The sequence below is a fragment of the Mesorhizobium caraganae genome, from assembly GCF_016836705.1.
GTDB lineage: Bacteria > Pseudomonadota > Alphaproteobacteria > Rhizobiales > Rhizobiaceae > Mesorhizobium > Mesorhizobium caraganae.
Genome location: NZ_JAFCGY010000020.1, coordinates 23972 through 37894 on the forward strand (window position 1 = coordinate 23972; position 13923 = coordinate 37894).

Consider the following 13923-nt stretch of genomic DNA (forward strand, 5'->3'; position numbering starts at 1 on the left):
GGCCGCCCAAAAAATTTACGAATGTGTACCACTCGTGAAATCTAGGTAAATTCGACCGACATATCTCGTTAACCATGCCGGCGGCGGTCACTCCGCCAGCTGCGGCAGGTTCCTGAACAGCTCCAGCGCCTCCGGATTGGCCAGCGCCTCCTTGTTCTTGATGGCGCGGCCGTGGACCACGTCGCGCACCGCAAGCTCAGTGATCTTGCCCGACTTGGTGCGCGGAATGTCTGAGACGGCAACGATCTTTGCCGGCACGTGGCGCGGGCTGGCGCCGGTGCGGATCTTCGCCCGGATGCGCTTTTCCAGATCCTCGTCCAGCGTCACGCCGGCGGCCAGCCGCACGAACAGCACGACGCGTACGTCATTGTCGAAATCCTGGCCGATGCACAATGCTTCGAGGATTTCCGGCATCTGTTCGACCTGGTTGTAGATCTCCGCCGTGCCGATGCGCACGCCGCCCGGATTGAGCGTCGCGTCGGAGCGGCCATGGATGATCATGCCGCCATGCGCCGTCCATTCGGCGAAGTCGCCATGGCACCAGACATTGTCGAAGCGTTCGAAATAGGCCGCCTGGTATTTCTTGCCGTCAGGGTCGTTCCAGAATCCGATCGGCATCGACGGAAACGCTTTTGTGCAGACCAGTTCGCCTTTCTCCTCGCGAATCGGCTGGCCGTCATCATCCCAGACATCGACGGCAAGGCCGAGGCCGGGCCCCTGGATCTCGCCGGTCCAGACAGCTTGCGTCGGCACGCCGAGAACGAAGCAGGAGACGATGTCGGTGCCGCCGGAGACCGAGGCAAGGTGCACGTCCTCCTTGATCCCGTCATAGACAAAGCGAAAGTCCTCCGGCGACAGCGGCGAGCCGGTGGAGGAGATCGCCCGCACGGTCGACAGATCATGGCTGCGGATCGGCCTGAGGCCGGCCTTGCGCACGGAATCGATGAATTTGGCCGAGGTGCCGAAGAAGGTCATCTTCTCGGCATCGGCGAAGCGAAACAGCACATTGCCGTCAGGGTAGAAGGGCGAGCCGTCATAGAGCAGCAGCGTCGCCCCTGACGCCAGGCCCGACACCAGCCAGTTCCACATCATCCAGCCGCAGGTGGTGAAGTAGAAGAAGCGGTCGCCTTCGACGAGGCCGGCATGCAGCCGATGTTCCTTGACATGCTGGATCAGCGTGCCACCGGCCGAATGAACGATGCATTTGGGAATGCCGGTCGTTCCCGACGAAAACAGGATGTAGAGCGGATGCGCAAACGGCAGGCGATCGAATGTGACGGACTTTGCCGCAAAAGGCGACAGCGCCTCTTCCAGCGCCACGGCCTTGTCGATAATCCCCGCGATATCGCGCGACGTCCCGAGATAGTCGACGATCAGCACCTTGCCGACGGTTTCGAGCTTCGTGGCAACGGCAGCGATCTTGTCGGCAACTTCGATTGCCTTGCCATTGTACCAGTAGCCGTCCGGCGCGATGAAGACGACGGGTTCGATCTGACCGAAACGGTCAAGCACGCCCTGTTCGCCGAAATCGGGAGAGCAGGACGACCAGACCGCGCCAATCGAGGCGGCCGCCAGCATGGCGGCGACGGTTTCCGGCATGTTGGGCATCATCGCCGCGATACGGTCGCCCTTTTTCACCTTGAGCGACAGGAAAAGCTGCTGAAAGCGCGAGGTCAGCTGGTGCAGTTCGTTCCACGACAGCCGCCGCTCGATCTTGTCCTCGCCGCGAAAGACGATTGCCGCACCGGAACCGGTCTTTTTCAGCAGGTTCTCGGCGAAGTTGAGCGTCGCATCGGGGAAGAACGATGCGCCGGGCATCTTGTCGCCATCGACGAGCACCGTCTCGCCCTTGTCGCCGACAATGCCGCAAAAGTCCCACAGCAGGCTCCAGAGGCCTTCGCGATCCTCGACCGACCAGCGATGCAGCTCGGCGTAGGAGGCGAAGGATGTGCCGGTTTTGGCTGCCGCCGCCTTCATGAAGGCGGTCAGCGGCGCTGCATCGATTCGGTCTTGCGTCGGGGTCCAGAGCGGTGCTTCGGCAGCCATGATCGATCCTCCTTGAAGCCGGTCGCGTCGCAAGACTGATATGCTTTTGTTTCCATGCATGTCGTTGTCCTGGAACCGCTGCACACTTCCGGCCGACATGCATTAGCCCCAGCTTTACAGGCGTCGCTGTCCCAAAAACGCCGCGTCTCGTACCAGGCTGAAGCTGCATCGCTTATGCCTATCGCCATGCGGCAGAGCAAGATTTTGTTCAGCTAAACTCAGCCAGGTGTGCGCAATTGCCATCGCCGGGCCATAAAGACTTGAAATGCGTCAGCGCTGGGTTACACCCGTCGGGCGATTTTTGTCGGAATGAAAGCATACGGGGCGATATGCCATCACCTTTGATCCGGCACGGAATATGGGCGATCGGCGTTGCCGTGCTCGTCATCGCGCTGGTCGTCGCCGCTCTGCCGCTGATTGCCTCGACCCGGATCGTGCGCGACCGCATCGCCTGGGAGATGAGCGCATGGAGCGGTTTCAGGGTCACCATTGACGGTTCACCGCGCATCGAGGTGTGGCCGAACTTCCGCGCCATATTGAGCGACGTCACGCTGTCGCAGTGGACCGAGACCGACGCGCCGCCGGTGATCGAAGCCGAGCGGGTCGAGGTCGACCTTTCAGCTATGGCGGCGCTGCAGGGCGATGTGGAGTTTTCGACGGCGCGGCTGGTGCGGCCGACGATCCGGGTCCAGCGCACCGCAAACGGCATGTTTCTGCCCGCCATGCCGACCGGAGGGCGCATCACGCGCTCCATCGACACCGCGCGCGGCGTGGTCAGCGCCGATCCGGCGAAGCCTGATCTGAGCAAGCTGCCGACCGATCCGTTCGGCACCGTGGAGTTCAGGGACGGCCGCATGGTCGCCTCCATCGGCGGCAAGGACGTCGAATTGCTGACCAGCCTCAGCGGCCAGGCGAACTGGGCGGCGATGAACAGCAATGCGACCTTGTCGGCGACCGGCATCTGGCGCGGCGAAAGCGTCACCCTCGATGCGTCCTCGCCCAAGCCGCTGGTGTTGTTTGCCGGCGGTGCTGCGCCAATCACCTTTTCGTTCAAGGCAGCCCCGGCCAGCTTCTCATTCGACGGCACGGCCGGGATGTCGCAAAACGCCTATTTCGACGGCCAGGTGAAATTCGCCGCACCGTCGCTGCGGCGCGTGCTGGAATGGTCGCAGGCCGGAATTGCACCGGGCGCCGCAATCGGCTCGGTGTCGATTTCGAGCAAGATCACTGCGACGGCCGGCCGCATCAAATTCGAAAACACGGCGGTCACGCTCGACAACAACCCGGGAATGGGGGCGCTGGACTTCTCGTTCGGCGACGCCTTGCCGGTGATTTCCGGCACGCTCGCCTTTGATACGCTCGACCTCAGGTCGCTGTTCTCCGCCTTCACGCCGCTGGCGCCCACCGGCGAAACCGGCCCCGGGGAAATCGACACCAGCTTTGCCGACCGCGTCAATCTGGATCTGAGGCTATCGGCGGCGCATGCCTCGGCCGGCGCGATCCAGCTTGCAGACGTCGCCGCCACGGCGCAGGTCAAGAACGGGCTTGCCGTCTTCGACATTTCCGATGCGTCGGCCTTTGGCGGCAACGTTCAGAGCAGCCTGCGCTTCGACCGCAAGCCGGAGGGTTCGCAGGTCGAGATCCGGCTGCTCGCCTCCGACATTGACGGCGCCGCTTTCGGCACGGCTGCCGGCATGACGCGATTGGTGCCGGCCAGCACCGGCACGGTCTCGGTTATCCTCAAAGGGCCGGGGAAATCGTGGGACTCGATCTTCGAGAACGCCGACGGCTCGGTCTCGGCGACGTTCGGGCCAGGCGCACTGAGCGGGCTCAATTTGCCGGCGTTTCTGAAGCACACCGAACAGGGCGGCTTCTTCGCGCTCGACGATGTCTCGGACGGGACGCTGCCGATCGACGGCGCCGAGCTCAAAGCCACCATCTCGAAGGGCGTGGCGCGGCTGGACAAGGCCGAGGCCAATTCGGCGAAATACAAGATCTGGCTATCCGGCATCGCGTCCTATGGCGGACGCGGGCTGGCGCTGTCGGGCGGTATCACCCAGGTCGATCCGGCGGCAGCGCCCGCCAATGGCCAGCAGGTGCCTAACCAGTCGTCCTTTTTCGTCGGCGGCACCTGGAGCACACCGTTCATCTCGCCGATCAGCCGCGGCATCTCAGGCGAATAGGCAGCCCCTCCCCGGGAGCTGCCGTGCTCTGTTTGTTTGACGCAATTCCGAACGGAATTGCTCGGGATCAGCCGCGCTGCGCGGCCTGTTCGTCGAGCTGACGCTGCACCTCACGCCGTTTGTTGGCGACCGAGGCGATGACAACGCCTACTGCCACAACCGCGATCAGGATGGTGCAGGCGGCATTGATCTCCGGCGTCACGCCGAGACGCACCTGGCTGTAGATCTTCATCGGCAGCGTGGTGGCGCCGGGGCCAGACGTGAAGGACGCGATCACCAGATCGTCGAGCGAGAGGGTAAAGGCCAGCATCCAGCCAGACACGATAGCCGGCATGATGACCGGCAGCGTGATCTGGAAGAAGGTCTTCACCGGCGTTGCGCCGAGATCCATCGCGGCCTCTTCCAGTGACCGGTCGAACGAGACCAAACGCGACTGCACGACGACGGCGACAAAACACATGGTCAACGTGATGTGGGCAAGCGTGACGGTGACGAAACCACGGTCGAGACCGACGGCAACGAAGAGCAAAAGCAGCGACAGGCCGGTGATGACTTCCGGCATGACCAGCGGCGCAAACACCATGCCGGAAAACAGAATGCGGCCCCGGAAGCGGGTGTAGCGGGTCAAGGTCAGGGCCGCCAGCGTGCCGAGCACGGTTGCCACCGTGGCGGAGATGACACCGACGCGCGCCGTCACCCAGGTTGCGTCCATCAGCCCCTGATTGTGGAACAGCGAGACATACCATTTGGTCGAGAAGCCGCCCCAGACGGTGACCAGCTTCGATTCGTTGAACGAGAAGACGATGAGCAGCACGATCGGCAGATAGAGGAAGGCAAAGCCCAGCACGACCGAGGTGACGTTGAAGCGGCTCCAGGTGGCGTTCATTTGTCCTGCTCCTGGGCGCGTGCCTGGGCCTGCTGGAACAGCATGATCGGCACGATCAAGAGCAGCAGCAGGATGACGGCGACGGCCGACGACACCGGCCAGTCACGGTTGGCGAAAAACTCGTTCCACAAGGTCTTGCCGATCATCAGCGTCTGCGAGCCGCCGAGCAGGTCGGGAATGACGAACTCGCCCACCGCGGGGATGAACACCAGTAGGCAACCGGCAATGACGCCAGGCAGCGACAGCGGGAAGGTGATCTTCCAGAAGGCTGATGTTGGCGGACAGCCGAGGTCCTTAGCTGCCTCAATCAGCGAATAGTCCATCTTTTCCAGCGACGAATAGAGCGGCAGCACCATGAATGGCAGGTAGGAATAGACGATGCCGATGAAGATCGCCGTGTAGGTGTTGAGGATGATCAGCGGCTGATTGATGACGTGCAGCGACAGCAGCAGCTGGTTGAGCAAGCCTTCGGGCTTGAGGATGCCGATCCAGGCGTAGACGCGGATCAGGAACGAGGTCCAGAACGGCAGGATCACCAGCATCAGCAAGGTCGGGCGGATGGTCGCCGGCGCGCGCGCCATCCCGTAGGCGATCGGGAAGCCGACGAGCAAGGTCAGGATCGTCGAGACTGCAGCGATAATGACGCTGGTGACATAGGCTTTGAAGTAAAGCGCGTCCTGCGTCAGCCAGACATAATTGTCGAAGTTGAGATCGCGGAAGCCGGCGAAGAAACCGGAAATGCCGTCCGTGAAGTCGAGCACCGGCGTGTAGGGCGGCATGGCGATTGCCGATTGCGACAGCGAAATCTTGAAGACGATGATGAACGGGATGAAGAAGAAGAACAGCAGCCAGAGATAGGGGACGATGATGACGAGCCGGCTTACAAAGCCGGCGCCGAGCCGTGTGAGCAATGGTTTGGCCGCTGTCGATGGGCCGGCGTCGGTGATGGCGATGTTGGACATGGCCGCCCCCTATCGTGTCAGCACGACGCCGGCGTCCGGCCGGAAGGAGACCCAGGCGCGGTCGTTCCAGGTCAGCGGATCCTCGGTGACGCGCGCCGCGTTGAGCGCGCTTGCCCTGATGATCTGCCCGTCATCCAGCCTGATGTGGTAAACGGTCATGTCGCCGAGATAGGCGACGTCGTAGACTTCGCCCTCCAGCGCATTGACGGCGTCCGCCGGCTTCTTCGACGTTACCTTGATCTTCTCCGGCCTGATGGCGAAGACGATGTTGGAACCAGCTGCGGTATCGGTGTTGTTTTCGACGACGATCTGGGCCCCTGTCGCGCCGGTGATGCGTGTCGTATTTGCCGCCCGCTCGGCGACCTTGCCCTCGAACATGTTCACATTGCCGACGAAGTGGGCGACGAAGCGCGAGCTGGGTGCCTCATAGACTTCCGCCGGCGTCGCCACCTGCATGACCTCGCCCTTGTCGATGATGGCGATACGGTCGGCCATCGTCATCGCCTCTTCCTGGTCGTGGGTGACGACAACAAAGGTGAGGCCGAGATTTTGCTGCAGATCCATCAGCTCGAACTGCGTTTCCTCGCGCAGCTTCTTGTCCAGCGCGCCGAGGGGCTCGTCGAGCAGCAACACTTTTGGCCGCTTGGCAACCGAGCGGGCGAGCGCGACGCGCTGGCGCTGGCCGCCCGACAATTGGTGCGGCTTACGCTTGGCGAACTGCTCGAGCTTGACCAGCTTCAGCATCTCGGCGACGCGCTTTTCGATATCCGGCGCCGGCATGCCTTCCTGCTTGAGGCCGAAGGCAATGTTCTTTTCCACGCTCATATGCGGGAACAGCGCATAGGACTGGAACATCATGTTGACCGGGCGGCGATAGGGCGGGATGCCGCGCAAATCCTGACCGTCGAGAAGGATGCGGCCGGCGGTCGGCTCCTCGAAGCCGGCGAGCATCCGCAGCAGCGTCGACTTTCCGCAGCCCGACGCACCGAGCAGGGCGAAGAACTCACGCTCGAAGATGGTCAGCGACAAATTGTTGACGGCGGTGAAGTCACCGAACTTCTTGGTGACGTTCTCGAATTGAATGTATGGCTTGGCGTTCGGGTCGTTCCATGGCGCGAAATCCCTGCGGATGCTGCCAAGCGATTTCATGTCCCACTCCGTCCTGTTTTTTTGCTTCTTGCCCCAGAAGAATGGCCCCGGCAGGTGACTGCCGGGGCCATGTCGCATTGCTTACTGGCCAGTGACGATCTTGGTCCAGCTGCGCGTGATCAGGCGCTGCGTCTTGGGATCGTAGGGCTGGACCGTATAGAGTTTTTTCAAGGTCTCGGCGTCCGGATAGACCGCCGGATCATCCAGCAGCGCCTTGTCGACGAACTGCTGCGAGGCCTTGTTGCCGTTGGCGTACAGCACATAGTTGGACGACTTGGCGATCACTTCCGGCTTCATCATGTAGTTGAGGAATTCGAGTGCCTCGGCGACATGCGGCGCATCTGCAGGGATCGCCATCTGGTCGAACCACATCTGCGCGCCTTCCTTCGGCACGGAATAGCCGATCTCGACGCCTTGCTTGGCCTCGACGGCCCGGTTGCGCGCCTGGAAGACGTCACCCGACCAGCCGACCGCCAGGCAGATATCGCCATTGGCGAGCGCGTTGATGTATTCCGACGAGTGGAATTTGCGGATGTACGGCCGCACCTTCAGCAAGGTCTCCTCGGCCTTGGCGATGTCGTCGGGCGAGGTGCTGTTGGGGTCGAGGCCGAGATATTTCAGTGCCGCCGGGATGATGTCGGCCGGCGAGTCCAGCACATAGACGCCGCAGTCCTTCAGCTTGGCCAGGCTATCGGGATTAAAGAACACATCCCAGCTGTCGATCTTGTCGGTGCCGAGTGCCGCCTGCACTTTCTTGAGGTTGTAGCCGATGCCGACCGTGCCCCACATGTAGTTGACCGAATATTCATTGCCCGGATCGTATTTGGCGGTCCGCTCCAAAACCGTGTCCCACATGTTGGAAATGTTCGGCAGCTTCGACTTGTCGAGCTTCTGGAACACGCCGGCCTGGATCTGGCGCGCCAGGAAGTTGCCGCTGGGCACGACGACGTCATAGCCGCTGCCGCCGGCAAGCAGCTTGGTCTCGAGGATCTCGTTGGAATCGAAGGTGTCATAGACGACCTTGATGCCGGTTTCCTTGGTGAAGTCGTCGATGATCGAGCTGTCAATGTAGTCCGACCAGTTGAAGACATTGACGACGCGGTCCTCGGCATGGCCACCGACGGTAAAAAGCGTCAGAAATGCCGAGGTTGCCGAAAGCCAGAGCGCTTTGCGGATCATGCTGTTCTCCTTTGATGAGTGTTCCTTCGCCAATTCGTCGCTGTTCCAGCGCGATTGGGCATTTGCTTCAGAGTATTGAGCTTTCCGGGCAGCCACAAGCGCGAACTGCCGGCGCCCTGCGGGCGGTTCGACGAGCAGCGGATGATGGCTCTGTGTGCCCGTGTGGCGGGCGCGCCGACGCCGTCAGAGGCTTTCGCCGTGGCGCGGGCAGGGATACGACGCTGTGATCCGGTCTTGGTCCGACCGGCGGGGACACTTGGCAAGATACGCCTGTCTTGTTGTTGCCGTGTCTCCAGCCTGCCCGTGCGGTAGCAACGTTGTCAATGGCCCATCTCGCGCTTTGGGCGCGCGGCGTCGTCAAATGGGCAAAGGCAGCGTCAATTAGGGGACGGCAGGCCGGTGACGCCTGGCCGCGCCGGCCGCGCCTGGCGCTTGAATTCGAGCCCGATATGGACGAGCAGCGCGGCAACCACAACGGCGCCGCCGATGATGGTGCGCACCGAGGGCACCTCGGCATGGACGAGCCAGACCCAGATCGGGCCAAGGATCGGCTCGAAAGTGCCGAGCAATGCCGCGATCGCCGCCGGAACGAGGCGGGCGCCGGTGGCGAAGAAGGCAAGGCCAAGGCCGAGATTGACGACGCCGAAGGCAAACAGGAAAGCCATGTCGTGGCCGGAAACCTCAAACTGCGTGGCTTGCGATGCGGCAAACGCCGCTGCCAGCATCGTGCCTAGGCAGGTCGCCGGTGTCATGCGGACATGGGCGAAGCGCCGGGTGATAACGGTGGCAATCGAGAACATGACGGCGATCAGCAGCGCCAGCCCGTCGCCGATCGGCGATACGGCGCCGTCGAGCGATTCCGACACCATGATGGCGACGCCGGCGATGACGGCGGCGATCGCCACCCAGGTCGCGACGGCGACGCGTTCGCGAAATAGCACCCAGGCAAGCAAAGCCGCCAGCAGCGGCACGCCGGCCTGCATCAACAGGATGTTGGCGACGGTGGTGTAGGCAAGCGCGACAACGAAGCAGGTCGAGGCAGTGGCGAAGCACACGGCAACGGCAAGGCCGGGCAGGCCCATGTCGCGAAACAGCCGCGGCACGCCCCGCCAGCCGTCGCGCCAGGCCATGAAGCAAATCAGGAACGCAGCCGCCCACAGCGAGCGCCAGAACACCACCGTCCAGCTGTCAGCGGTGTCAATGAAGCGGGCAATGGTGCCGCCAAAGCTCCACATCAGCGCCGACAGGAATACCAGCAGGAAGCCGATGCGCTCGTCGCGCGGCGACACGGTCGGCGAAGCAGTTGTCGGCATTGATGCGGTGTCGGTCATGGGTGCGACTGTCGGCTATCTCGGGACGGCATGATGCACAATGGACGACAGAAACGTGCCGCATTCGCCTAGCGCAAAGGCCACGGCCGCACGTGATCCAGCCCGGTATTCCCTTTGGCGCACCGCCTGCCAGTCGGCGGCATTCAGTCAAAAAAATCGGCGGCGCCTATGACTTGGTCTTGTTGCCGCGGATGAAGCGCCAGAGACCGGCCAGCGGAACCAACAGGAGAATGCCGAATTTCTTCAGCGCGATCAGCGCGACCGCAATCAGCCCTGCCTTGGCCGCCAGTTTGCCGGCGATGAGGCCGCCAATGCCGACTGCGGCGACGGTGTCGGTGCCTGGCAGGAAGTCAGTGTATTTCTTGCCGGTGTTGAAATCGGCAACGCCGAGCACTTCCTCCAGGCTCTGCTTGATCTCCGGCAATTGTTCGACCGTGGCGATGTAGCTCATCACGAAGACGCCTTCCCGGCCGAGGAAACGGACATCGTAGTTGAGCGTGTGGACGGTATCGTCGCCGAACTGCAGCTCCTTTGCCCAGTGCAGCCGCTTGTGGACGAAATCATAGACCGGGGGCGAAGCCCAGCCGATCAGCTTGATCGGCTGATAGCCGTCCTTCACCCGCTGATCGTTGGCCGACAAAGTGTCCGCCCGCATGCTGCTCAGCAATTCGGCGTAGTCGATGGCGGCGGCGTCGCTGTCATCGACATGGCCGATCTTTTCATAGCGCAGCTCGATTCCCCAACCGTTGCCGGCGATGGGCTCATACTTGGCCGGGAAAATCATGCCGATCGCTTCAGAGGCGGTATCAGGCGGGTTGCCCCAGGCCTCGGTCAGAACGGATGTCGCATCCTTCTTGTCCAGAAAGTAGAACTTGTCCTTGAGATCGAGATGGATGCCTTCCGGAAGGTCGACCGCGCCGGTCTTCGGATCGATCTTGTCCAGGAATGCCTTGCCGTCGTCGCTATACTGTTGATAGCCCTTGAAGAATTCAGAGGATTTTTCCGCCAGAGCAGGCCCTGCCGAAAAGGCAAGCGCCACGCCAAGCCACAAAGCTTTCCTGTCCATATAAGCCACCCCCCTGGCTGCCCTCACCTTTCGATACCGCAGCGCCGATGCTTAATCAATATTTCGATCGCCTCGGCTGGGATAGGATCTATATTTCACGTCGCTAATGTGCAGGCGCCTCTTCGAGGACCCACAAACCTCGACAAGCATCACTGAAAGTCGAAGGCGCTCAAGCCCGTCACCATCTCGTCGAGGCCGAGCGGGCGGGTCACCGGCGGCTCGGCGCGGGCGAGACAGCCGATGCGTTCGCACAGCCGGCAAGCGGGGCCGATCGCCGTGGCGGCGCCCTGTCCGGTCTTTGCCGACGCCGGCAGCCCCGCGCCATAGACGATCTCGTCGCGAAAGCCGATGTCGCAGCCCAACAGCAGCGCGGTACGGCGCGGGCGCTCCGAGAACGAGCCTTGCGGCCCCTCGAGCGTGCGGGCGATGCAGAGGAACTCGGCGCCGTCAGGCATTTCCACAGCCTCCACCAGGATCTGGCCAGGCAGTGCAAAGGCGGCATGCACAGGCAGTTTCGGACAGCCGCCGCCAAAACGGCTCTGTGGAAAGCCTTGGCCGCCCGCCTTGCGGAAGCAGTTTCCGGCATTGTCGACCTCGAGCATGAAGAACGGCACGCCGGAGGCACCCGGACGCTGCAGCGTGGTCAGACGGTTGGCCGCCTGCTCGAAGGAAACGCCGAAGCGTGAGCGCAGCACATCAATGTCATAGCGGGCGCGGACGGCAGCGGCGTGGAACGACTGGTAAGGCATCATCAAGGCATGGGCGGCGTAGCTGCCGAGTTCGAAGCGGGCGAGCCGGCCGGCTTCATCGGTGCCGAGCTTCAGCGCCTGGATTTCGCCGGCGACGGCGACGGTCATGCGGATCAGGCAGGCCTCCATGGCGACCTCGCGCAACTGGTCGAAAGGCGACAACCGTTCGGACAGGAACAGGCGCTGCGAATGGCGGTCATAGCGGCGGCGCCAGTTCGGCATGGTGGCGACCGGCAACACCTTGACGACGATGCCGTATTCGCGTTTCAGCCAGGCTTTCAGCGCGCCGAACAGATCATCGCCCGGGGAGAGCACCGAGGTGAAGGCCTCGGCCTCTTCCTCGAGTGCTGCAAAATGGTTCGGCCGGCGTTCGAAAATCTCGTGCACCTCGTCGATCGGCAGCCTGGCGCCGGAAAGTGCTGTTGCCCTGCCCTCGCGCGCCAGCAGCTCGTTGAGATCGGACAGCCGCTCGGCCTGCTCGCGATAGGCGCGAAACAGCTTTATCATCGCGGCCGACGCGTTGGGCGCAGCCTCGGCGAGCTCGATCAGCTCCTGGTCGCCCGGCAATTCGCCGGCAAGCAGCGGGTCGCCGAACACCTCCTTCAAGGCCGAGATCGACCCCCTCGCCTCGCCCTGCAGCTCATGCGGGTCGACCTTGTAGACCGAGGCCAGTTTCAGGATCAGCTGCACCGTCAGCGGCCGCTGATTGCGCTCGATAAGATTGAGATAGGAGGGCGAGATGCCGAGGCCTTCGGCCATCGCCGTCTGGGTCAGGCCCTTGGCGAGGCGGATGCGGCGGATGCGCGGCCCCGCAAAGATCTTCTGGTCGGCCATCGGCTGTCCTTGACAGGAATTTTACAACGCTTGCGCGCCATGAGCGCACATCGATTTTTACAATCGTGACAAATTTACAGCGCTCGCCCGTCAAACACAACACAGGTTTTCTCTTATTTTCTGCGAGATATGACGGTTTCCCTGGGCTCTCTTCGCGACGCAATGTAAATGATGTCACACACCGACGGCGCAAATTTCCGATTACGCGACGTTGCAAGACACTGGCATCGATTGATCTGGAGCGACCAATGACTGATTTTTACAACCTCGTCCCATCCGCGCCCGAAGGCCGCTTCGACGGCATCGAACGGCCTTACTCGCCGAACGATGTGAAGCGGCTGCGCGGCTCGGTCCAGATCCGCCAGAGCCTCGCCGAAATGGGCGCCAACCGGCTGTGGAAGCTCATCCATGAGGAAGACTTCGTCAACGCGCTCGGCGCCATGTCGGGCAACCAGGCGATGCAGCAGGTGCGCGCCGGGCTGAAGGCAATCTATCTCTCGGGCTGGCAGGTCGCCGCCGACGCCAACACCGCGTCGGCCATGTATCCGGACCAGTCGCTTTACCCCGCCAATGCGGCGCCGGAACTGGTCAAGCGCATCAACCGCACGCTGCAGCGCGCCGACCAGATCGAGACCTCGGAAGGCAACGGCCTGTCGGTCGATACCTGGTTCGCGCCGATCGTCGCCGATGCCGAAGCCGGCTTCGGCGGACCGCTCAACGCCTTCGAGATCATGAAGGCGTTCATCGAGGCGGGCGCTGCCGGCGTCCACTATGAGGATCAACTGGCCTCGGAAAAGAAGTGCGGCCATCTCGGCGGCAAGGTGCTGATCCCGACCGCGGCGCATATCCGCAACCTCAATGCGGCGCGCCTTGCGGCCGACGTGATGGGCACGCCGACGCTGGTCGTGGCGCGCACCGACGCCGAGGCGGCCAAGCTTTTGACGTCCGACATCGACGAGCGCGACCGGCCCTTCGTCGACTACGATGCCGGCCGTACGGTGGAAGGCTTCTACCAGGTCCGGAACGGCATCGAACCGTGCATCGCGCGCGCCATTGCCTATGCGCCGCATGCCGACCTGATCTGGTGCGAAACCTCCAAGCCAGATCTGGCGCAGGCCAAGAAGTTCGCCGAGGGCGTGCGCAGGCATCACCCTGGCAAGCTGCTCGCCTATAATTGCTCGCCGTCGTTCAACTGGAAGAAGAACCTCGACGACGCGACGATCGCCAAGTTCCAGCGCGAGCTAGGCGCCATGGGCTACAAGTTCCAGTTCATCACGCTGGCTGGTTTCCACCAGCTCAATTTCGGCATGTTCGAGCTGGCCCGCGGCTACAAAGCGCGGCAGATGGCGGCCTATTCCGAGCTGCAGGAAGCCGAATTCGCGGCCGAAGTCCATGGCTACACCGCGACCAAGCACCAGCGCGAGGTCGGCACCGGCTATTTCGATGCGGTGTCGATGGCGATCAGCGGCGGCCAGTCATCGACCACCGCCATGCATGAATCGACCGAGCATGCCCAGTTCAAGCCGGCAGCGGAATAA

Annotated in this window: 10 protein-coding genes; 2 read left to right on the forward strand and 8 right to left on the reverse strand. The window is 62.6% G+C overall.

Going from position 1 to position 13923, the window contains the following annotated elements; genetic code table 11:
* Nucleotides 1-87: 87 nt before the first annotated feature.
* Complete coding sequence (locus JQK88_RS25470) at nucleotides 88-2046, reverse strand: acetoacetate--CoA ligase (RefSeq protein WP_203279828.1); 1959 nt, start codon at nucleotides 2044-2046, stop codon at nucleotides 88-90.
* A gap of 329 nt (nucleotides 2047-2375) precedes the next feature.
* Between JQK88_RS25470 and JQK88_RS25475 the strand changes: the two genes are divergently transcribed.
* A complete protein-coding gene (locus tag JQK88_RS25475) occupies nucleotides 2376-4229 on the forward strand; it encodes an AsmA family protein (RefSeq protein WP_203279829.1) in 1854 nt (617 codons plus the stop codon).
* A 67-nt stretch (nucleotides 4230-4296) separates the two neighbouring features.
* Here JQK88_RS25475 and JQK88_RS25480 read toward each other — a convergent pair whose 3' ends face one another.
* The 7 genes from JQK88_RS25480 to JQK88_RS25510 all read right to left on the reverse strand — a co-directional run bounded on the left by JQK88_RS25480 (nucleotide 4297) and on the right by JQK88_RS25510 (nucleotide 12385).
* Complete coding sequence (locus tag JQK88_RS25480) at nucleotides 4297-5115, reverse strand: ABC transporter permease (protein ID WP_203279830.1); 819 nt, start codon at nucleotides 5113-5115, stop codon at nucleotides 4297-4299.
* Nucleotides 5112-6077 (reverse strand): ABC transporter permease subunit, encoded by a 966-nt coding sequence (locus JQK88_RS25485; protein ID WP_192248193.1) that lies wholly within the window; start codon nucleotides 6075-6077, stop codon nucleotides 5112-5114. Before JQK88_RS25485 ends, JQK88_RS25480 begins: the two co-directional genes overlap by 4 nt.
* A gap of 9 nt (nucleotides 6078-6086) precedes the next feature.
* Entirely contained in the window at nucleotides 6087-7226 is a 1140-nt protein-coding gene (locus tag JQK88_RS25490; protein WP_192248196.1) for an ABC transporter ATP-binding protein, read from the reverse strand.
* An 81-nt stretch (nucleotides 7227-7307) separates the two neighbouring features.
* Nucleotides 7308-8405 (reverse strand): polyamine ABC transporter substrate-binding protein, encoded by a 1098-nt coding sequence (locus JQK88_RS25495; protein ID WP_192248199.1) that lies wholly within the window; start codon nucleotides 8403-8405, stop codon nucleotides 7308-7310.
* A 377-nt stretch (nucleotides 8406-8782) separates the two neighbouring features.
* A complete protein-coding gene (locus JQK88_RS25500; protein ID WP_192248202.1) occupies nucleotides 8783-9736 on the reverse strand; it encodes a DMT family transporter in 954 nt (317 codons plus the stop codon).
* A 166-nt stretch (nucleotides 9737-9902) separates the two neighbouring features.
* Nucleotides 9903-10802, reverse strand: a complete 900-nt coding sequence (locus tag JQK88_RS25505; protein ID WP_203279831.1) for a DUF2167 domain-containing protein — start codon at nucleotides 10800-10802, stop codon at nucleotides 9903-9905.
* A gap of 149 nt (nucleotides 10803-10951) precedes the next feature.
* Complete coding sequence (locus tag JQK88_RS25510) at nucleotides 10952-12385, reverse strand: helix-turn-helix domain-containing protein (protein WP_203279832.1); 1434 nt, start codon at nucleotides 12383-12385, stop codon at nucleotides 10952-10954.
* 248 nt (nucleotides 12386-12633) lie between these two features.
* On the opposite strand from JQK88_RS25510, the gene aceA reads away from it, so the two are divergent.
* Nucleotides 12634-13923 carry an isocitrate lyase gene (aceA, locus tag JQK88_RS25515; RefSeq protein ID WP_203279833.1) on the forward strand — a complete coding sequence of 430 codons (1290 nt, stop codon included), beginning with the start codon at nucleotides 12634-12636 and terminating at the stop codon, nucleotides 13921-13923.

What these genes read in the sequence shown, in the direction of transcription:
- JQK88_RS25470 (WP_203279828.1), bottom strand. Translation starts at nt 2,046, where the DNA reads ATGGCTGCCGAAGCACCGCTCTGGACCCCGACGCAAGACCGAATCGAT.
- JQK88_RS25475 (WP_203279829.1), top strand. Translation starts at nt 2,376, where the DNA reads ATGCCATCACCTTTGATCCGGCACGGAATATGGGCGATCGGCGTTGCC.
- JQK88_RS25480 (WP_203279830.1), bottom strand. Translation starts at nt 5,115, where the DNA reads ATGAACGCCACCTGGAGCCGCTTCAACGTCACCTCGGTCGTGCTGGGC.
- JQK88_RS25485 (WP_192248193.1), bottom strand. Translation starts at nt 6,077, where the DNA reads ATGTCCAACATCGCCATCACCGACGCCGGCCCATCGACAGCGGCCAAA.
- JQK88_RS25490 (WP_192248196.1), bottom strand. Translation starts at nt 7,226, where the DNA reads ATGAAATCGCTTGGCAGCATCCGCAGGGATTTCGCGCCATGGAACGAC.
- JQK88_RS25495 (WP_192248199.1), bottom strand. Translation starts at nt 8,405, where the DNA reads ATGATCCGCAAAGCGCTCTGGCTTTCGGCAACCTCGGCATTTCTGACG.
- JQK88_RS25500 (WP_192248202.1), bottom strand. Translation starts at nt 9,736, where the DNA reads ATGACCGACACCGCATCAATGCCGACAACTGCTTCGCCGACCGTGTCG.
- JQK88_RS25505 (WP_203279831.1), bottom strand. Translation starts at nt 10,802, where the DNA reads ATGGACAGGAAAGCTTTGTGGCTTGGCGTGGCGCTTGCCTTTTCGGCA.
- JQK88_RS25510 (WP_203279832.1), bottom strand. Translation starts at nt 12,385, where the DNA reads ATGGCCGACCAGAAGATCTTTGCGGGGCCGCGCATCCGCCGCATCCGC.
- aceA (WP_203279833.1), top strand. Translation starts at nt 12,634, where the DNA reads ATGACTGATTTTTACAACCTCGTCCCATCCGCGCCCGAAGGCCGCTTC.